The organism is Cellulosimicrobium sp. JZ28, assembly GCF_015327065.1.
GTDB classification, from domain to species: Bacteria; Actinomycetota; Actinomycetes; order Actinomycetales; family Cellulomonadaceae; genus Cellulosimicrobium; species Cellulosimicrobium funkei.
In genome coordinates this window covers 2,999,901-3,018,753 of record NZ_CP017660.1, presented here as the reverse complement: position 1 = coordinate 3,018,753, position 18,853 = coordinate 2,999,901, and the positions used below count along the sequence as shown (strand labels likewise).

The 18,853-nt window shown below is 74.8% G+C and carries 12 protein-coding genes and 1 tRNA gene; 8 read left to right on the top strand and 5 right to left on the bottom strand.

Annotated features, from left to right (window positions below):
- Nucleotides 1–2 precede the first annotated feature (2 nt).
- Nucleotides 3–1,070 carry a hypothetical protein gene (locus tag BJP59_RS13470; RefSeq protein WP_194521172.1) on the bottom strand — a complete coding sequence of 356 codons (1,068 nt, stop codon included), beginning with the start codon at nt 1,068–1,070 and terminating at the stop codon, nt 3–5.
- A 771-nt stretch (nt 1,071–1,841) separates the two neighbouring features.
- Between BJP59_RS13470 and BJP59_RS13465 the strand changes: the two genes are divergently transcribed.
- Nucleotides 1,842–5,879 (top strand): hypothetical protein, encoded by a 4,038-nt coding sequence (locus BJP59_RS13465; protein WP_228485064.1) that lies wholly within the window; start codon nt 1,842–1,844, stop codon nt 5,877–5,879.
- 24 nt (nt 5,880–5,903) lie between these two features.
- Nucleotides 5,904–6,188 (top strand): hypothetical protein, encoded by a 285-nt coding sequence (locus BJP59_RS13460; RefSeq protein WP_194523153.1) that lies wholly within the window; start codon nt 5,904–5,906, stop codon nt 6,186–6,188.
- A gap of 29 nt (nt 6,189–6,217) precedes the next feature.
- On the opposite strand, the gene mscL is transcribed toward BJP59_RS13460, so the two are convergent.
- The 3 genes from mscL to BJP59_RS13445 all read right to left on the bottom strand — a co-directional run bounded on the left by mscL (nt 6,218) and on the right by BJP59_RS13445 (nt 8,043).
- Nucleotides 6,218–6,691 carry a large conductance mechanosensitive channel protein MscL gene (gene mscL, locus BJP59_RS13455; RefSeq protein ID WP_194521170.1) on the bottom strand — a complete coding sequence of 158 codons (474 nt, stop codon included), beginning with the start codon at nt 6,689–6,691 and terminating at the stop codon, nt 6,218–6,220.
- Nucleotides 6,692–6,821: 130 nt separating this feature from the next.
- On the bottom strand, nt 6,822–7,550 hold the full coding sequence (locus tag BJP59_RS13450; RefSeq protein ID WP_194521169.1) for an SAF domain-containing protein: 729 nt from the start codon (nt 7,548–7,550) through the stop codon (nt 6,822–6,824).
- A 184-nt stretch (nt 7,551–7,734) separates the two neighbouring features.
- The gene (locus BJP59_RS13445; RefSeq protein ID WP_194521168.1) at nt 7,735–8,043 is read right to left on the bottom strand and encodes an FmdB family zinc ribbon protein; all 309 of its coding nucleotides are present in this window, start codon (nt 8,041–8,043) and stop codon (nt 7,735–7,737) included.
- A 289-nt stretch (nt 8,044–8,332) separates the two neighbouring features.
- Between BJP59_RS13445 and BJP59_RS13440 the strand changes: the two genes are divergently transcribed.
- Nucleotides 8,333–10,876: a penicillin acylase family protein gene (locus BJP59_RS13440; RefSeq protein ID WP_442861549.1), complete on the top strand. Its 2,544-nt coding sequence runs from the start codon at nt 8,333–8,335 to the stop codon at nt 10,874–10,876.
- 72 nt (nt 10,877–10,948) lie between these two features.
- On the opposite strand, the gene BJP59_RS13435 is transcribed toward BJP59_RS13440, so the two are convergent.
- Complete coding sequence (locus tag BJP59_RS13435; RefSeq protein WP_034654285.1) at nt 10,949–11,581, bottom strand: 5-formyltetrahydrofolate cyclo-ligase; 633 nt, start codon at nt 11,579–11,581, stop codon at nt 10,949–10,951.
- A 180-nt stretch (nt 11,582–11,761) separates the two neighbouring features.
- Here BJP59_RS13435 and BJP59_RS13430 point away from each other — a divergent pair, with 180 nt between their 5' ends.
- From BJP59_RS13430 to BJP59_RS13410, 5 genes are all read left to right on the top strand, one after another.
- Complete coding sequence (locus BJP59_RS13430) at nt 11,762–14,002, top strand: NTP transferase domain-containing protein (protein ID WP_085387420.1); 2,241 nt, start codon at nt 11,762–11,764, stop codon at nt 14,000–14,002.
- A gap of 74 nt (nt 14,003–14,076) precedes the next feature.
- Complete coding sequence (locus BJP59_RS13425) at nt 14,077–16,533, top strand: GH36-type glycosyl hydrolase domain-containing protein (RefSeq protein WP_194521166.1); 2,457 nt, start codon at nt 14,077–14,079, stop codon at nt 16,531–16,533.
- Nucleotides 16,534–16,700: 167 nt separating this feature from the next.
- Nucleotides 16,701–17,351: a GNAT family N-acetyltransferase gene (locus BJP59_RS13420; RefSeq protein WP_021479886.1), complete on the top strand. Its 651-nt coding sequence runs from the start codon at nt 16,701–16,703 to the stop codon at nt 17,349–17,351.
- A 61-nt stretch (nt 17,352–17,412) separates the two neighbouring features.
- Entirely contained in the window at nt 17,413–18,639 is a 1,227-nt protein-coding gene (locus tag BJP59_RS13415; protein WP_194521165.1) for a hypothetical protein, read from the top strand.
- A 64-nt stretch (nt 18,640–18,703) separates the two neighbouring features.
- Nucleotides 18,704–18,776 (top strand) — tRNA-Ala (locus tag BJP59_RS13410).
- The last annotated feature ends 77 nt before the right edge of the window (nt 18,777–18,853 follow it).

The window sequence follows — 18,853 nt, the reverse complement described above, 5'->3', positions numbered from 1 at the left end:
GACTAGGCCGACGCGGGCGTCGGGGCGGGCGCGCTGCCCGGCGTCGACGGCGTCGGCGCGGTCCCGGTGCTCCCGCCGCCCGTGCCCGTCTCCGCCTCGGACTCGGTACCGCCCCCGGTGCCCCCGGCGCCTCCGGCCCCCTCGCCCGGGCCCGGCGAGGGCGTCGGGGCGGGTTGTTCCGGCGTCGTCGGGTCGGGGGTGGGGTCCACGGTCGGCTCCGGGGTGGGCGCGGGCGTCGTGGACGGCTCGTCGGACGGCGTGGTCGACGGCGACGGGCTCGGGCCCGGCGTCGGGACGGTCGCGGGGTCCTGCGAGGGTGTGCTGGGCGCCGGCGTCGTCGGGTCCTCGGTGCTCGGGGTCCGCTGGTGGCTGATCGTCGTGCCCGACCCCTCGACGCCGCGGACGGCGTCCGCGAGGGGCTTGCCGAGGACGAGCTCGACGACGAGGACCACGCCCATCACGGCGACGAACAGGGCGAGCGCCGTCACGGTGAGCACGCGGCCGCGCCCGTACCGGTCGATGAGCCGCAGCCAGCGGTTCTGGCCACCCTCGGAGCTGTCCGCCCCGTCCGCCTCGGCCGCCTCGCCGTCGGCCCCTGCCGAGCCGACGGCGGTGGCCACCGCCGTCTCGACGGTGTCCGCCCGCGCGTCGGGCTCGACGGCCCCGCGGGGCACCGACGCGACCACCGTGGTGGTGCGGGTACGCGTGGTGCCCGTGCCCGCGGTGGCCTGCACGACCTTGCCGACGACGGGTACGAGCTGCTCGCGCGTCTTCTGGATCGAGCGCGTGTAGACGTAGTTCGCGACGACGGTCAGCGCGCTGGCGACGCCGGCGCCGATGATCGTCCCGGCGGTCCCGAAGTAGGACAGGAGCACGGTGGTGCTCACCGCGGCGAGCGCGCTCGCGACGACCTGGGTGAGCGAGAGGCGGGCCGGGGCCTCACGCTCCTTCTCGGGAGCCGGCTCCGCGGTGGTGCGTCCCGCGGGGTGTCCGGCGTCGGGGCCGGGCTCGTCGCGCGGGACGCGCGGGGCGTCGCGGTCGAGGCGGGGGTTCTCGGAGGGCGTGGTCACGTGGTGCTGGTTTCCGGTCGTCGGCGGGCTGGTCCGCCCGCCGCCACCGGCCGTGACGGCCGCGCGCCAGGGACCGGCGTCGGGCCACGGGCGTCCTTCCACGGTAGGACGTCCGTGTGGACCTCGCTCACGGGGGCCGTGCCCGGCCCTCAGAGGAACCGGGAAGATCCTGTGACGCCGCCGGTCAGGGCGTCGGACGCCGCACCCGCCGCGTCGCAGGGCGCTCCTGCGCGCCGGACGGCGGGGGAGGGCCGTATCCTGCCGAGGGTCGTCGTGACCGTGCGGTGGCCGCCCGGCAGAGCGTGATGTGATACGCACCACACGCCGAGACGGCGGCCCGGTGGCCCGGGATCCGCGGAATGCCGCGCCTCCTCGTGGACGCCCGTCCAGGTCGTTCTCAGGCGTTTGTGCGGCTCGCCGGGTGGTCGTGCGTCCAGCGCCCGGGCCGTGTTGACGCCTGGGCTGCGCGCCGTGCAAGATAGTTCTCGACAGCGCGCATCGCCTGCCCCCTGCGCGGTGCGCGCTGTTTCACACTTCTCCGGGAGAACATCTCGGAATTGCTCGAAAACGACGGCCTCGGAACGCGAATTCTCGTGATCCGGGGCCGTTCGTCGTTCTCGCTGCGACCCGCGCCCGGGTGCGGTCGTCGCCCGGCGCCGTGCGGCGCAGCGGGTCGCGTCCTCCCCGGCGCGCCGCGTCGAGCGGCGCGGGGCGGACGGTTAGCGTCGGAGGGTGAATGCCGCAGCCCGCACCAGCTCAGCCGCCCGGAGCGTGGCCGATCCTGCTCGGCTGCCCTCCACCCCTCCCGGCGGGACCGACCGGCCCGACGCCGAGGCCGGCGACGTGACGTCGTCGCGCCCCGTGCTCGTGCCCGAGCCCACGACGTCCGACCTCGTCGAGGAGGCGGTCGCCCGCTGGCGCGCCGGGCTCGTCGAGCTCGCCGGAGGCTCGTCGCTCGCCGACGTCTCCCTCCTCGGCGACGCCGTCGTCGACCTCACCGCCGCGCACCCGTCCGGCATCGCCCAGCTCTTCGCGGGGCGGCCGACCCGGTTGTCCAACCTCTTCCGGGAGGGGGGCTCCCTGCCCGCCGCCCGCCGGCGGGCGCGCGCCGTCGTCGTGCGGGCCGCCGAGCACGCGCAGCGCTACGGCGTCGCCCCGACGTACCTCGCGATCGGCGTGGCGACCTGGACCCAGAGCCCGACGGCGCCCCTCGCCGAGGACGACGTCGCGGCGCTCGCCCGCGTCGCCGGCCGCGCGCCCACGGTGGTGCCGGCCGACGGCGACGCGAGCGGCCCGGCGGACGTCGAGCCCGCGGTGACGGCCCCCGGCGCCGCGGACGCGCCGCTCGTGCGCCCCGGCGACCCCTCCGACGGCGTGCCAGGCCCCGAGGAGGAGCCCGCGCCGCGCACGGTGCGCGCGCCCGTCCTGCTGCGCCCGCTGACCGTCACGCCGAGGGGCGACGGCGAGACGGACTACGAGCTCACGCTCGAGCCCACCGCCGAGATCAACCCGCTCCTCGCGCGCACGCTCCGGGCGCACGGCGCGCTCCTCGACCCCGTGACGCTGGCACGGTCCACGTTCACCGGCGCGGGCTTCGACCCGGGCGACGCGACCCGGCGGATCGCGGCCCTCGGGCAGGCGGTCCTCGACGACTTCGACCTCACCCACCGCGTCCTCGTCGGGACGTTCGTGCACCCGGGCCAGGTGCTCGTCGACGACCTCGACGAACTCGCGCCCGCGCTCGAGCGGCACGAGGTCGTCGCCGCGCTCGCCGGGGACGAGCGGTCCGCCGCCGCGCTGCGGGCCGACCTCCCGGCACCGCGCGTCGGCGATGCCGACCCCGTGCTCGAGCGCGGCGCGGGCGACCTCGACCCGTCCCAGCGGCACGTCGTCGACGTCCTCGCGACCGGCTCGCACCTGTTCGTCGACGCCCCCACCGGGTCCGACGTCGCGGGCACGCTCGCCGCCGTCGTCGCGGAGGCCGCGGCGTCGGGACGCCACGTCCTCTACGTGCCGGGCCACCGCCGCGCCGCCGACGCGCTCCTCGCCCGTCTCGACGCGCTGGGCCTCGACGGGCTCGCGCTCGACGTCGCCCCCGAGCCGACGTGGCGCGAGACCGCCTCGCACCGGCTGCTCGCCGCGATGGCGACCGAGCCGGAGCCGGTCGAGGACGACGACCTCGTGCGCACGCGCGACGCCCTGCTCGGTGCACGCGCCCGGCTCGCGGGGTACATCGAGGCGCTGCACCTCGTGCGCGACCCGTGGGGCGTGTCGGCGTACGACGCGCTCCAGGCCCTCGCGCGGCTCACCGCCGAGCGTCCGGCGCCGGACACGCGGGTGCGGCTCACGACCGAGGTCGTGCTCGCCGTCGGGCCGCAGCGCGAGCGGGTCGCCGCAGAGCTGCGCGAGGCCGCGATGCTCGGTGCCTTCACCGCCCGCGCGACGTCGACCCCCTGGTACGGCGCGGCGCTCACCACGCCGCAGGAGGCGCACGACGCCCTCGTGCGCGTGGAGCGGCTGCGCGCCCACACGCTGCCGCAGCTGCGCGCGCAGGTCGAGCAGGTCGCGGAGCGTACCGGGCTCACGACCGCGACGACGCTCCGCCAGTGGGGCGACCAGCTCACCATGCTCGGCGGGATGCGGGGCACGCTCGACGTGTTCCAGCCGCTCATCTTCGAGCGCACCGCGCAGGACATGGTGGAGGCGACCGCGTCGAAGCAGTGGCGCGAGCAGCACGGGATCGAGATGGGATGGTTCGCGCGTCGCCGGCTGCGTCGTCAGGCGCGCGACATGGTGCGGCCGGGCGTCCGCGTGCCCGACCTGCACGCCGCGCTCGTCGAGGTGCAGGCGCAGCGCGCCGTCTGGCAGGAGCAGTGCCCCCGTGGCGGCTGGCCCGTGCTGCCCGAAGGGCTGTCGGCCATCGAGGACACGCACGAGGCCGTCCGCATCGACGCCGAGGAGCTGGAGCCGGTGCTCGCGGGCACGCCCGCGGGCGGCGGGCTGCTCGACATGCCGCTCGACGCGCTCGCCGCCCGCCTCGACGCGCTCGCGGAGGACGCCGCCGCGCTCGACGCGCTCCCGGCGCGGACCGCGATCCAGCACCGGCTCACCGACCTCGGCCTCGGCGAGCTCCTCACCGACCTCGCGGCACGCCGCGTCGAGGCGGACGAGGTGGGCCCCGAGCTGGAGCTCGCCTGGTGGAGCTCGGTGTTCGAGCAGATCCTCGCGCAGGACCAGGCGCTCGCCGGGCAGGACGGCGCGGGCCTCGACGCGCTCGCGCGCCGGTTCCGCGAGCTCGACCGCGCGCACGTCGCGTCCCTCGCGGCGCCCGTCCGGGCGGCGGTCCGCGACCACCTCGGGACCGCGATGCGCGAGCACCGCGACGAGGCGGAGGCCCTCTTCACCGAGCTGCTCGAGGGCCGGCTCGTGAGCCTGCGCGAGACGGCGGAGCAGCACCCCGCCGTGCTACGCCGGCTGCGCCCCGTGCTCGTCGCCACCCCGACGCTCGTCCCGCACCTCGTGCCGGCGACCCGCACCGTCGACCTCGTGGTGCTCGACGCGATCGAGCACACGCCCGTCGAGCTCGTGCTGTCGGCGCTCGCGCGCGGGCGCCAGGTCGTCGCCGTCGGCGACCCGCGGGCGGCGTCCACGGACACCGTCCGCGAGCTCGCCGAGCTCCTGCCCACCGTCGCGCTGCTCGCCGACGGCTCGCGACGCGACCCGTTCGTCACCACGTTCCTCGCCGAGCACGGCTACGCGGGCGTCCTGCGCCCGTCGCCGCTGCCGCGCGCGGAGGTCCTCGTCCAGCTCGACGTCGTCGACGGCGCCGGGATGCCCGACACGGCGTCCGGCGCGGTCGAGAGCACGCAGGCCGAGGTCGACCGCGTCGTCGAGGTCGCGATCGAGCACGCGCTCACCCGGCCGGACGAGTCCCTCGCGATCGTCACCGTCACGCCCCTGCACGCCGACCGCATCCGCGACGCGCTCCTCGTCGAGGTCCGGCAGAACCCGGCGCTCGCCGGGTTCTTCTCCGGCGCCCGCGGGGAGCCGGTCGTCGTCGCGGACGTCTCCGGCGTCGCCGGGCTCGTGCGCGACACGATCGTGCTGTCCGTCGGCTTCGGGAAGACCCCGCACGGCCGCGTGCTGCACCGGTTCGGCATCCTCAACACCCCGGGCGCCGAGGCCATGCTGCTCGACGCCGTCGGGGCGACGCGCCGGCGTCTCCACGTCGTCTCGTGCTTCACGGCGGGCGACCTCGACCCCGAGCGACTGCGCGGCGCGGGTGCCCGGCTGCTCGCCGAGGTGCTCGACCTGGCCGAGCAGCGCAGCGGCGCCGCCGACCAGGTCACGCTGGGCAACGGCGTCGACCTCGGCGGCAGCCCCGACCGGCTCGTGCTGGACCTCGCCGAGCGGCTCTGGCGCGCGGGGCTCGTCGTCGAGACCGACTACGGCATCGGCGACGGCGACCGCATCCCGCTCGTCGTCGGCCACCCGGACCTGCCCGGCGAGCTCCTCGTCGCCGTGCTCACCGACGACGCGGCCTACGTCGCCGAGCGCAGCGTCCGCGTGCGCGACCGGCAGGTCGCCGAGCGGCTCGAGCGCATCGGCTGGACGGTCGCGCAGGTCTGGTCCGCCGCCGCGTTCCTCGACCCCGCCAAGGAGGCCGAGCGCATCCGGCGGGTCGTGCAGGCCGTGCGCGACGCGCGGCTCCCGGAGACGGGCGGCGTCGCGCAGACGGGCGGGGGCGACCGGATCGTCGTCGTGCCGGTGATCGACGACGACGAGCAGCACGGCGACGAGGACCTGTAGCCCGCCGGTGGGACCATGGGACGCGTGAGCACGACCGCCGACCCGAGCCCCGACCCGCGGAACCTGCCCGACGACGCGCGCGACCGTCCCGAGCCCGAGCCCGAGCCCGAGCCGGAGCCCGAGACCGGGCGCCGTCGGCGTCCGCGGCGGGCCGTGCGGCGGGGGACCGAGAGCACGGTGGTGCCCGGCACGAGCGCCGACGAGCGGGCCGAGGGCTGGGGCGACGAGTCAGCCCCCCGCCGCGGCGCGCCGGGCGAGAACGACGACCGCCTGCTGGGCGACGTGCCGCCCCACTACGGGCGCCACTGACGGCTCGCCGGGCGACCGGCTGAGCGGCGTCAGAGGTGCTGCGGGGGCGTCGGCCCGCCGGGCGCCGCGCCGGGGCCGCTGCCGGCCTGGGCGGCGAGGAGGTCGCGGATCTCCTGGAGCACGCGCACGTCCTCGGCCGGTGCCTCGGGCTCGGGCTCCTCGTCCTTCTTGCGTCGCTCCGCGAGCTTGTTCATCGGCAGGACGATGACGAAGTAGAGGGCGACGGCGATGATGAGGAACTGGAGGATCGCGTTGAGGACCCCGCCGACGGAGATGACCGAGGGCGGGATGTCCTTCGCCGCGTCTCCCGCGCGCAGCGTGATGTCCCACAGGCCCGTGAGGTCGGGTTTGCCGAAGATCGCCCCGATGAGGGGGTTGATGAAGTCCTCGACGATCGCCGTGACGACGCCGGAGAACGCGGCCCCGATGACGACGCCGACCGCCAGGTCTATCGCGTTGCCGCGGAGCACGAACTCCTTGAACCCTTGGAACACGCCCTTCATGTGCTGCTTCCCTCTCCTGTCGACGGGCACGCGTGGCGGCGGCGCCACCAGACGTGCACGCGCGATCCTGCCAACGGGCGCGGCGAGCGGCAACGGCTTCGCCCGGCGGGTCGGCGGTCTCGTGGTGTCGTCACGGGACCAGGACGGCCGTGACGGGGGCGTGCCCGGTCCGTGCCGCCAGCCGGACGGCCTCCTCGGGGAGCACCGCGACGAGCGTCACGACGTCGGGGCCCGACCCGCCGCTGCCGAGCAGGCCGCCGCCGTCGTCGGGCTCGGGCGCCGGCACGACGACCGCGGCGCGGGCCAGGTACGGGTCGTCCGGGGGAGCGGCCCCCGTCTCCGCGGGTTCCGTGGGCGCCGGGGCGAGCGCGGGGTCGCCCGCGGCCAGCAGGTCGACGCGGTCGCCCGGCCCGAGGAGCGCGGCGACTCCCGGGTCGAGCCGGACGGGCGCGACCACGGTCCCGTCGGGCGCCCCGGCGGCGAGCTCTCCTCCGGCGACGAGGCCGTCCTGGAGGAGCGTGCCCTCCGGCAGGGCGACGGTCGCGCGGCGTCCGACGACGTCGTCGGCCCGGACCGGTGCCCCGGCGGGCAGGAGGGAGGCCGGGACGTGGTCCACCCGCACGTCGGGTGCCGCGAGCGTGGTGCCGGGCGGCACCGCGCGGGCCGTCACGACGGCGGGAACCGTCGGCGGAGGCGGGGGCCGCAGCGCACCGACGACGACCGACGCGGCGAGCCCGCAGCACAACGCGGCGACCACGAACCGGGACCGCCACCACAGGCCGTGCAGCAGCCGCCGCCGGGCGGCGGCGGCGCGGCCGGGGTGGGCTGACGGGCCGGGCGGGCAGGAGGAGCGAGGCATGGCGCGACGGTAGCCGCGCGCGGCGAGCCGGTGGCCGCGGTGCGCGGCGGTCTGTGGACGACGCGGCGCGCGGCCCGCGCACCGTGAGCCGGCCGACCCGCTGTGGTCGGTCGCGCACCGGTGCGGCGCCGACGCCGGAGCCGGGGCGCGTCAGGGGCGAGCGACCCGGCGGCGCCGCGTCAGGTCAGGACGACGCGGCAGAGCTGCTCGACGCGCCGCCCGAGCTCGTGCCGCCCGACGAGGACGACCCCGCCGACGACGACGAGGACGACGCGCTGGACGTCGAGGCGGCGGGCGCCGTCGACGTCTTCCCGCCGGACCGCGAGTCCGTGCGGTAGAAGCCGGAGCCCTTGAACGTCACGCCCACGGAGGAGAACACCTTGCGCAGGCGGCCCGAGCACTCGGGGCACACCGTGAGGGCGTCGTCGCTGAACGACTGGTGGATGTCGAAGGCGTGACCGCAGGCGGTGCAGGTGTAGGCGTAGGTGGGCACGGGTTCTCCTCGTTCACGAGACGGCCGTCGAGGCGGCCACCGGCGGGTCGGGATCGGGACGGTCTCGGCCTGGTCGACGGTGTCAACACCGCCTGGCACTCGAAACTTCCGAGTGCTAATCATACGCGGACCGGCGCCCGGGCAGGGCCGGGGTAGTCTCGCATCCGTGTCTGCGCACGAACCCGCCGAGGCCCCCGCCGGTGACCCCGCCACCGGTGCCGACCCCGCGACCCCGGGCGAGGCCGCGGCCCCGCCGCGGCGCCGTCGCCGGTCCACGCGCCGGCGCGTCCTGATCGGCGTGGCGGCGCTGCTCGTCGTCGCGCTCGTCGCGGGTGCCGCGTTCGTCGTGGTCACCGTCCGGCGCCCGCTCCCGCAGGCGTCCGGCGAGATCTCCGTGCCCGGCCTCGGCAGCGAGGTGACCGTGCTGCGCGACGCCCAGGGCGTGCCGCAGATCTACGCCGACACCCCCGAGGACCTCTTCCGCGCCCAGGGCTACGTCCAGGCGCAGGACCGCTTCTTCGAGATGGACTACCGCCGGCACGTCACGTCGGGGCGGCTCGCCGAGCTCGTCGGCGACAACCCGGACGCCATCGCCGCCGACACCGTGACGCGCACGTTCGGCTGGCGCCAGGTCGCGGAGGAGGAGTGGGACGTCGTCTCCCCGGAGACGAAGGCGTACCTCCAGGCGTACGCGGAGGGCGTGAACGCCTACCTGGAGGACCGCAGCCCGTCGGAGATCGCGCTCGAGTACACGGTGCTGGGGCTGCAGGTCGACGTCGCCGAGCCCGAGCCCTGGGACCCGGTCGACTCGCTCGCGTGGCTCAAGGCGATGGCCTGGGACCTGCGCGGCAACTACGACGACGAGCTCGACCGCGCGCTGGCCTACGGCACGCTCCAGGACACGGCGCGCGTCGCGGAGCTGTTCCCCGCCTACCCGTCCGAGCTCAACGCGCCGATCCTCGACCCCGGCGAGCTCGAGAACCCGCAGGAGGTCGCCCTCGACCTGGGCCCGCAGGCCCGCGCCGAGTACGGCTCCGACCACCTCCAGGCCGCGCTCGAGGCCGCGGACCGCGCGCTCGGCGCCGTCCCCGTGCTCATCGGGCGCGGCGAGGGCACCGGCTCGAACTCGTGGGTCGTCTCCGGCGAGCACACGGCGACGGGCAAGCCGATCCTCGCGAACGACCCGCACCTCGCCCTCGGGGCGCCCGGCATCTGGGCGCAGGTGGGGCTGCACTGCAACGAGGTCTCCCCGGCGTGCGGGTTCGACGTCGCGGGCTTCTCGTTCGCCGGCTTCCCCGGCGTGGTCATCGGGCACAACGCCCAGCTCGCCTGGGGCCTGACGAACATGGGCGCCGACGTCACCGACTTCTTCGTCGAGCGCGTGCGCGACGACACGTACCTGCGCGGCGACGAGTGGGTCCCGCTGGAGACCCGCACCGAGACGCTGCGCGTCGCCGGGGGCGACGACATCGAGATCGAGGTCCGCTCGACGCTCCACGGGCCGATCGTCTCCGAGGCGATCCCGGCGACGGACGCGGCCGTCGACACGCCCGCGCTGGACACGCGGCTGGGGGAGTACGCTGTCGCGCTCCAGTGGACCGCGCTCGAGCCGGGCCGCACCGCCGACGCCGTCTTCGCGTTCAACCTCGCGCAGGACGCCGAGGACATGCAGGCGGCCGCCGCGCTCTTCGAGGTGCCGGCCCAGAACATCGTCTTCGCGACCGCGGACGGCCACATCGGCTACCAGGCGCCCGGGAAGATCCCCGTGCGCCAGGCGGTCCCCGACGCCGAGGTGCCCTCCGACGGCACGTGGCCGCGCGACGGCTCCGACGAGCGCTACGACTGGCAGGGCTACGTCCCCAGCGAGGAGATGCCGCGCGTCGTGGACCCGGCCGAGGGCTTCATCGTGGCCGCCAACCAGGCCGTGCTGCCGGACGGCGTCGCGCCGTTCCTCACGACCGACTGGGACTACGGGTACCGCTCGCAGCGCATCCGCCAGCTCCTGGAGGCCGAGATCTCGGCCGGGCGCACCGTGGACGTCGACACGATGAACGAGGTCCAGGTCGACGACCGCAGCCCGTACGCCGAGGTGCTCGTGCAGCCCCTGCTCGAGCAGGAGATCGACGACGACTTCGCGGCCGAGGGCCAGCAGCTCCTCGCGGACTGGGACTACCGGACCGACACCGACTCCGCCGCGGCGGCGTACTTCGCGGCCGTGTGGCGGAACCTGCTCCAGCTCACGTTCTGGGACGACCTGCCCGAGTCGGCGCGCCCGGGTGGCGGCAGCCGTTGGCTCGCCGTCGTGCAGAACCTCCTGGAGAACCCGACCGACCCGTTCTGGGACGACCGCCAGACCGTCAGCGTCGTCGAGACGCGCGACGAGGTGCTCACTCAGGCGCTCGTCTCCGCGCGCCTCGACCTCACCGTCGAGCAGAGCAAGCAGCCGTCGGACTGGGCCTGGGGCAAGATCCACGTGCTCGCCCTCAAGCACCCCGTGCTGGGCGGCGAGTCGATCCCGGGACCGGTGCGGGACTACGTCAACCCCACCCCGGTCGGCATGCCGGGTGGCTCGTCGATCGTCAACGCGACCGCGTGGGACGCCGCGTCCGGGTCGTTCGACGTGACGGCCGGGCCGTCGATGCGCATGGTCGTCGACCTCGGCGACCTCGACCGCTCGACGTGGGTGACCGTCACGGGCACCTCCGGGCACCCGGCGTCGAAGCACTACGCGGACCAGCTGAAGACGTGGTCCCGCGGGGAGACGTACGCGTGGCCGTTCTCCACCGAGGCGGTCGCCGAGGCGAGCAAGGACGAGCTCACCCTCGTGCCGTAGCGGAGCCGCCGGCGCGACCGCCCCGTGCGCGGGCGCGGTGGCGGACGGCGCGGGAGCGGACGGCGCGGCCTGCTACGGCAGCCAGCGCCAGCCGAGGGGCGTCGCGACGGCGTCGACCGTGCGGTCGTGCGGCTCGACCGGCAGCGGTCGGTCGCTCGCGTCGTAGACCTCCTCCGGGAACACGACGGCCACGACCTTGGTGCCGGGGCGCACGTGCTCGAGCGCGCGGTCGTACCACCCGCCGCCCTGGCCGAGCCGGACGCCGCGCGAGTCGACGGCGAGCGCGGGCGCGACGACGACGTCGGCCTCGGCGATCGCTTCCGGACCCAGGGTGGGGGTGCCGGGCTCGGGCGGCCGCCCGGGCGCGCGGACCTGCAGGTCGGCGGGGCCGTCGTAGACGGCCCAGTCCCGCTGGAGCCCCGCGCCGAGCACGGGGAGCAGCAGGCGGACGCCGCGCGCGGCGAGGCGCTCGAGCATCGCCGACGTGCCGGGTTCACCCGGGCGCGCGGCGTAGGTCGCGACGCACGTGGCGGCGGCGACCTCGGGGATGGTCTCGACGACGTCGGCGATGGCGGCGTCCGCTTCCTTGCGGAGCCGCTCCGACCGCGCCTGACGGTGGGTGCGGATGGCCTTGCGGAGGATCTCCTTCGCGTCCTCGGCTTCGATGCTTCCGTGCAGGGGGTATGGCTGGACCGGGCCACTCATGTCCCTATTGTCACCCGGCGCGCGCGTCCGCGCCGACGCCGCGCGGGTGACCTTCGGCCCCGGAGGCCCGGAGCGGGTTCCGCGGACGCGTCCAGGGTGCCTATGATCGGAGGGAGCCAGTAGTTCGGACTCCTGACAAATGGGTCGCCGTCCGACAGAGGTGCCGACAGTGAGGACGCCATGACCGCGACGACCGCGAACCCCACCGAGACCACCCCGCGAGGGGGCGCCCACCCGAGGACCGGTCGTGCCGCCGTCGTGCTCGCCGCGGGCCATGACGACGCGTCGCGCGAGCTCCTGTCGCGACCCTTGGGTGACGCGACGGTCGTCGAGCTGGCGGTCGCGAACGTCCGCCGCGTCGTCGACGCGGGCCGCATCGTCGTGGTCGTGTCGCCCGACGACCCGACCGTGCGCGAGCTGCTCGGCGAGGACGTCGTCTACGTGGAGCAGGAGTCGCCGCTCGGCACGGGCGACGCGGTCCTCGCGGCGCGCGAGGCGATCGCGTCGGTGCTCGGGCCGGGCGTCGACGAGCCGGTCCTCGTCGCCTACGCGGACACGCCGCTGCTGCGCTCCGAGTCGCTGCTCGGGCTGCTGACGCGCCACACCCTCACGGGCGCGGACCTGTCGCTGCTCTCCGCCGTCGTGGACGACCCGGACGGCTACGGGCGCGTCGTCCGCGCCGGGGGCGAGATCACGGCGATCCTCGAGTCGTCCGAGGTCGCGGACGCCGCGCCCGAGCCGCGCACCGAGATCAACGTGGGTGCGTACGTCGCGGCGCCCCGCCTGCTGTTCGGCGAGCTGGAGCGCATGGCGGCCGACGGCGAGCACCGGCTCACCGAGCTCGCGCGCCGCGTCATCGGGGCGGGCAAGCGCATCTCGTCGTACCGCATCGTCGACGTGGACGAGGTCCGCGGCATCAACACCCCGGACGAGCTCGCCCAGGCGGCGGACATCGTCCTCAAGCGCCTGTTCGTGCCGAAGAAGAACACGGACACGAAGATCGTGTTCGGCACCGGCGGCTGGCGCGCGGTCATCGGCGAGGGCTACACGCTCGCCAACGTGCGCCGGCTGTGCCAGGCCATCGCGAACGAGACGATCCGCCGCGGGCTGGACGGGAAGGGCGTCGTGATCGGCGGCGACCGCCGCTTCCTCTCGCGCGAGTCGGCCATCGCCGCGGCCGAGGTCTTCGCGGGCAACAACATCGCGGTGACCCTCCTGCCCGACGACGTCCCGACCCCGCTCGTGACCTTCGCCGCGCCCTACCTCGGGGCGGCCTACGGCATCATCGTCACCTCGAGCCACAACCCGCCCGAGTGGAACGGCATGAAGGTGTTCCGCCAGGACGGCTCGCTCCCGCTCGACGACGAGACGGACCGCTACCAGGACGAGGCGAACGCGCTGTCGGTCGACGACGTCATCACGCTCGACATCGACGTGGCCCGCCGCACGGGCGTCGTCGTCGACCGGTCGCTCACGGACCCGTACGTCGACGCGATCGAGCGGATCATCGACGTCGAGGCCGTGCGCGGCTCGGACCTGCAGGTCGTCGTGGACCCGATGTACGGCACGAGCCAGCTCACGCTCGGCACCATCCTGTCCGACATGCGCGTGCGGTCGGAGTTCATCCACGCGGCGCACAACCCGCTGTTCGGGGGCGTCGCGCCGGCACCGGACCTCCAGCGCCTCAGCACGCTCGTGACGATGATCCAGCAGGGCGGCGGCCGCTACGACCTCGGCATGGCGACGGACGGCGACTCGGACCGTATCGGGATCGTCGACGAGACGGGCGAGTACATCTCGACGAACGACCTGCTCCTCCTCCTGTACTGGTACCTGCACGAGGTCCGCGGGGAGAAGGGCGGCGTGGTGCGCAACCTCGCGACGACGCACCTGCTCGACCGGCTCGCGGCGCACTTCGGCGAGGAGTCGCGCGAGGTCAGGGTCGGGTTCAAGCACGTCACCGCGGGCATGGCGGAGATCGGCGCCGTGCTCGGCGGCGAGTCGTCCGGTGGCCTGACGATCCGCGGCTGGATCCTCGGCAAGGACGGCATCTTCGCGTGCGCCCTCGTGGCCGAGATGCTGGCGCGCACGGGCAAGCGGATCTCCGAGCTGCGCGCGATGCTCTACGAGATCACCGGCCGCCTGTACACGCTCGAGGCGGGCGTGCCGGCCACCCCGGAGATGCGCGTCGAGGTGCCGCGCCGGCTCGAGGCGCAGCCCCTCACGCACGTCGGGCCGTACCCGGTCGTCTCGGTCTCCCACCTGGACGGCACCAAGATCCTCCTCGAGAACGACAACTGGGCGCTCCTGCGGTTCTCCGGGACCGAGCCCGTCCTGCGCATGTTCGTCGAGGCGGACACCCCCGAGAAGGCCGCCGAGCTCCTCGAGTGGCTGCAGGGGTTCGTCACCGCCGGCGTCTGACGCCCGCGCCCCCACCCGGCACCCCCGCCGCACCCAGCCCCCAGCCCCACCCCAGGACAGGAACCAGAGCAACGATGCGCTACGGCCACTTCGACACCGCGCACGACGAGTACGTCGTCGAGCGCCCCGACGTCCCCGTCTCGTGGACGAACTACCTCGGCACCCGGGACATGTGCACGGTCCTGTCGCACCACGGCGGCGGGTACTCGTACTACAAGAGCTCGCAGTACGGGCGCATCTCGCGCTTCCGCCAGAACGGGGTGCCGCTCGACCGCCCCGGTCACTACGTCTACCTGCGCGACGACGCGGACGGCGACTACTGGTCGGTGTCCTGGCAGCCGGTCGGCAAGCCGTTCGTCGGGCCGGACGAGGAGCTCGACCCGGCCGGCGGCGCGGGGCGCTGGACCACGCGCCACGGCCTGAGCTACACGACCTTCCGCTCCGAGTACAAGGGCATCGACGCCGAGCAGACGGTCTTCATCCCGCTCGACGACGACGTCGAGCTGTGGGACGTGCGCGTCACCAACACGACGGACGAGGTGCGCGAGCTCACCGTCGGGTCGTACGTGGAGTTCTCGTTCCACACGATCACGATCGACAACCAGAACCTGCAGATGTCGCTCTACGCGTCCGGCTCCTCGTACGAGGACGGGATCATCGAGTACGACTTCTACTACGAGCCCTGGACGTACCACTACTTCGCGTCGAGCGAGACGCCGTCGTCGTACGACTCGCTGCGCGACAGCTTCATCGGCCCGTACCGCACCGAGAGCAACCCGCTCGCGATCGAGCGGGGCGAGGGCTCGAACGCGAGCGCGACGACGCAGAACCACTGCGGCGCGCTGCTGCACAAGGTGACGCTCGCGCCGGGCGAGACCAAGCGCCTCGTCTTCATGCTCGGCTACGGCTCGCGCGACGCGGCCGGTCGCGCGATCCAGGCGAAGTACTCGGACGTCGCGGCCGTCGACCACGAGCGCGAGCGGCTGCGCGACTACTGGCGCGCCAAGCAGGACAAGCTGCGCATCCGCACGCCCCACGAGGGCATGAACACGATGATCAACGCGTGGACGCTGCTCCAGGCGGAGACGTGCGTCGTGTGGTCGCGGTTCGCGTCGTTCGTCGAGGTGGGCGGGCGCGCCGGGCTCGGCTACCGGGACACGGCGCAGGACGTCATGAGCGTCATCCACTCGAACCCGACGAAGACGCGGCAGCGCATCGTCGAGCTCCTGCGGGCCCAGACCGAGGCCGGCTACGGCCTGCACCTGTTCGACCCCAAGGCGTTCGACCCCGACGCGGAGAAGCTGCCCGACGTCCCGTCGCCGACGATCGTCCCGACGGTCGACCCGAAGGACCTCATCCACGGCCTCGAGGACACGTGCTCCGACGACCACCTGTGGCTCGTGCCGTCGGTCGTGGAGTACGTCAAGGAGACGGGCGACCGCGCGTTCCTCGACCTGGAGATCCCGTTCGCCGAGGGCACGCCCGCGACCGTCTACGACCACCTCGTCCGCGCGCTCGAGTTCTCCGCCGAGCAGGTGGGCCAGAACGGCGTCGCGCTCGGCATGCGCGCCGACTGGAACGACTGCCTCAACCTCGGCGGCGGCGAGACGTCGCTCGTGACCTTCCTCCACGCGTGGGCGATCGGCGCGTTCCTCGAGGTCGCGGAGCCGCTCGCGGCGGCGGGCGACGAGCGCGCCGAGGCGGACGTCGTCCGGTTCACGGCGGAGCGCGAGCGCATCGCGAAGGTCGCGGACGCGCAGCTCTGGGACGGGCGCTGGTGGATCCGCGGCTACACGCGCGACGGCGTGAAGATCGGCTCGGCGCAGAACGACGAGGGCAAGATCTTCCTCGAGCACCAGGCCTGGCCCGTCATCGCGGGCATCACGAGCCAGGAGCGCGGCGAGGCGTCGATGGACGCGGTGCGCGAGCTCCTCGGTTCCGAGTACGGCAACCACCTCAACTGGCCGGCGTTCACGAAGGTCGACGACACGGTCGGCTTCGTGACGCGCGTGTACCCGGGCATCAAGGAGAACGCCGCGATCTTCTCCCACCCGAACGCGTGGCCGATCATCGCCGAGGCGATGCTGGGCCGCGGCGACGAGGCGGTGCAGTTCTACGACGCGATCCTGCCTTACCACCAGAACGACAACATCGAGGTCCGCGGGGCGGAGCCCTACGCGTACGTCCAGTTCCTCTACGGCCGCGACCACGAGTGGTTCGGCAAGGCGCAGAACCCGTGGCTCACGGGCACGGCCGGCTGGATGTACACCGCCGTGACCAAGTACGTGCTCGGCGTCCGCCTCGCGCTCGACGGCCTGGTCGTCGACCCGTCGATCCCGAAGGACTGGGACGGGTTCGAGGTGCGTCGCGAGTGGCGCGGCGCCGTCTACGACATCGAGGTCCGCAACCCGGACCACGTGTCGAAGGGCGTGCGCTCGGTGACGGTCGACGGCGTCGAGCACGACCCGGCGACCCCGATCCCGGCGCTGCCCGCGGGCACGGAGGCGAAGGTCGTCGTCACGCTGGGCTGAGGACGGGGCTGAGCAGGGGTCTGAGCACGGGGACACCACCGGGTGCCCGCGTCACCGGTCGGTGGCGCGCGGGCGCCCGGTGGTGTCACCCTGTGCACCGAGGGCCGGGCGCACCGCCGGTCCTCGTCGCCAAGCCCACCGACAGGCCGAGGACGGTACACCGCCGCATGACCCACAAGATCGCGCGCGGCTGGACCGTCGCCAAGCCGTGGCCCGTGACGCTGCGGGACGACACCCTGGGCGGGTCCGTGGTCCTGCGTCCGCTGCGGCGCCGGGATGCGAACGCCTGGATGCGGCTGCGCGCGCGCAACGCGGACTGGCTGGAGCGGTGGGAGGGCACGTCGCCGCGCCCCGGCACGCCGGGCGGGCCCCCGACGTTCGCGGAGTACGTCCGGGTCCTGTCGGCCCAGGCGCGCGCCGGGTCCTCGCTGCCGTTCGCCGTCGAGCTGGACGGCGAGCTCGTCGGCCAGCTCACCGTGTCGTCCATCACGTACGGGTCGCTGTGCGGTGCAAGCATCGGCTACTGGGTGAGCGAGCACGTCGCGGGCCGTGGCGTCATCCCGACCGCCGTCGCGATGGCCACGGACTACTGCTTCACGATCCTCGGCCTGCACCGGATCGAGATCAACATCCGCCCGGAGAACGGCCCGAGCCTGCGCGTCGTGGAGAAGCTGGGGCTGCGCGACGAGGGGGTCCGCGAGCGGTACCTGCACATCCAGGGGGAGTGGCGCGACCACCGGACGTTCGCCGTCACGAGCGAGGAGGTCCCGGACGGCCTCCTCGCGCGCTGGCAGGCGACACGCCGCGAGAGCATCTGAGCCGCCCGACACGCCGGGGCGCGTGCGGAGCGTGGCCGCGGGCCTCGCCTACGGTCGTGATGTGGAATCGGCCTCGGGGATCGTCGCGCTCGCGGTGTTCCTGCTGTGGGTCGGCTTCTACGTCCCGCACCGGGTGCGTCACCGGCAGCAGCTGCTGGACGCGCGCACGGACGACCGCTTCTCCGGCTCCCTGCGCGTCCTGGCCGTCGCCGGCCCGGGCGGCGGGGGGTTCGACCGCTGGGACGCCCGGCTCGACGGCGTCACGACCGTCGCGGCGATCGCCTCCGGTCCCGCCGGAGCCGGAGGGCGCCCCCTGCTCGGGGCAGCCGGGACGCAGAGCCGGTCCGAGGGCCGGACGCACGACGAGGAGGGAACGCACGCCATGGGGAGCACCGTCAGCGCGTCACCCTCGCGCGGGGCACCGCCGCGCCGTCAGCCGGCCTCCGAGCAGTCCCGCCTCGAGCTCCTCGAGCGGCGCGCCGCCGCCGCGCGCCGTCGTCTCGCGCTCACGGTCGTGCTGCTGCTTGCGACCGTCGGGGTGTGGGTAGTCGTCGCGCTCGGGCTCGTCCCGTGGTGGGCGGGCGTGGTCCCGACGGCGTTCCTCGGCCTCGTGCTCGTGCTCGGCCGCCGTGCGGTGCTCGCCGCCCAGCGGTCCGACGCCGCGTGGCTGGCCGAGCGTCGTGCCGCGGCCCGCGCGGCTCGCGGCGCCGTGCTCGGCGCACCGCCCGCCCCCCGGGGCGCGCGCCCGCGCGTCACGGGTCGCGCCGTCCACGGCTCGCAGGTGAGCACGCAGATGATCCCGCGCGTCACGCCGCAGGACCTCGCGCGGGCGAACGCCGCGGCCTCCGCGGACGCCGGCGCGCCGGCCACGACGGGCGCGTCGTCCCGCGAGCGGGCCACCGCGTCCGGTCCGGCCGAGGGCCCCGCGTCCGAGGAGCCCGCCCCAGCGGCCGACGAGCCGACCACCGTTCGCGAGACGACCCCGGTCGTCGAGGTCGAGGTCGTCGACGCCGAGCGCGTCCCGACGGGCCGCGCGTGGGACCCGGTGCCCGTGCCCCCGCCGACGTACACCATGAAGCCCACGGCCCCCCGCCGCGAGCCCGCCCCGCTCACGGACGACGACGTCGTCTCGCCCACGGTGTCGGCCCGCGTCGAGCCGGTGGTGGCCGCCGACGCCCGGTCCGGCGCCCCGACCCCGGCCGCGGGCGACGAGCGCAAGCCGTCCACGGAGACGCTCGGCCTGGACCTCAACGAGATCCTGGCGCGCCGTCGGGCGGCAGGGCAGTAGACCCCCTGAGGGCGGCCGGTTTGCGAGACCCCGCCCTCGGGGTGCTAATCTGTTCCTCGCTTGAGGGGCTATGGCGCAGTTGGTAGCGCGTCTCGTTCGCAATGAGAAGGTCGGGGGTTCGAATCCCCCTAGCTCCACTCCTTGAAGGCCGTTGGCCAGGATGAAGATCCTGGTCAGCGGCCTTCGTTGTTCTCCGAGGTCCTCGACGGAGGAT

Coding starts and splice junctions, on each gene's coding strand:
- mscL (WP_194521170.1), bottom strand. CDS start 6,691: ATGAAGGGCGTGTTCCAAGGGTTCAAGGAGTTCGTGCTCCGCGGCAAC.
- BJP59_RS13450 (WP_194521169.1), bottom strand. CDS start 7,550: ATGCCTCGCTCCTCCTGCCCGCCCGGCCCGTCAGCCCACCCCGGCCGC.
- BJP59_RS13435 (WP_034654285.1), bottom strand. CDS start 11,581: ATGAGTGGCCCGGTCCAGCCATACCCCCTGCACGGAAGCATCGAAGCC.
- BJP59_RS13430 (WP_085387420.1), top strand. CDS start 11,762: ATGACCGCGACGACCGCGAACCCCACCGAGACCACCCCGCGAGGGGGC.
- BJP59_RS13425 (WP_194521166.1), top strand. CDS start 14,077: ATGCGCTACGGCCACTTCGACACCGCGCACGACGAGTACGTCGTCGAG.
- BJP59_RS13420 (WP_021479886.1), top strand. CDS start 16,701: ATGACCCACAAGATCGCGCGCGGCTGGACCGTCGCCAAGCCGTGGCCC.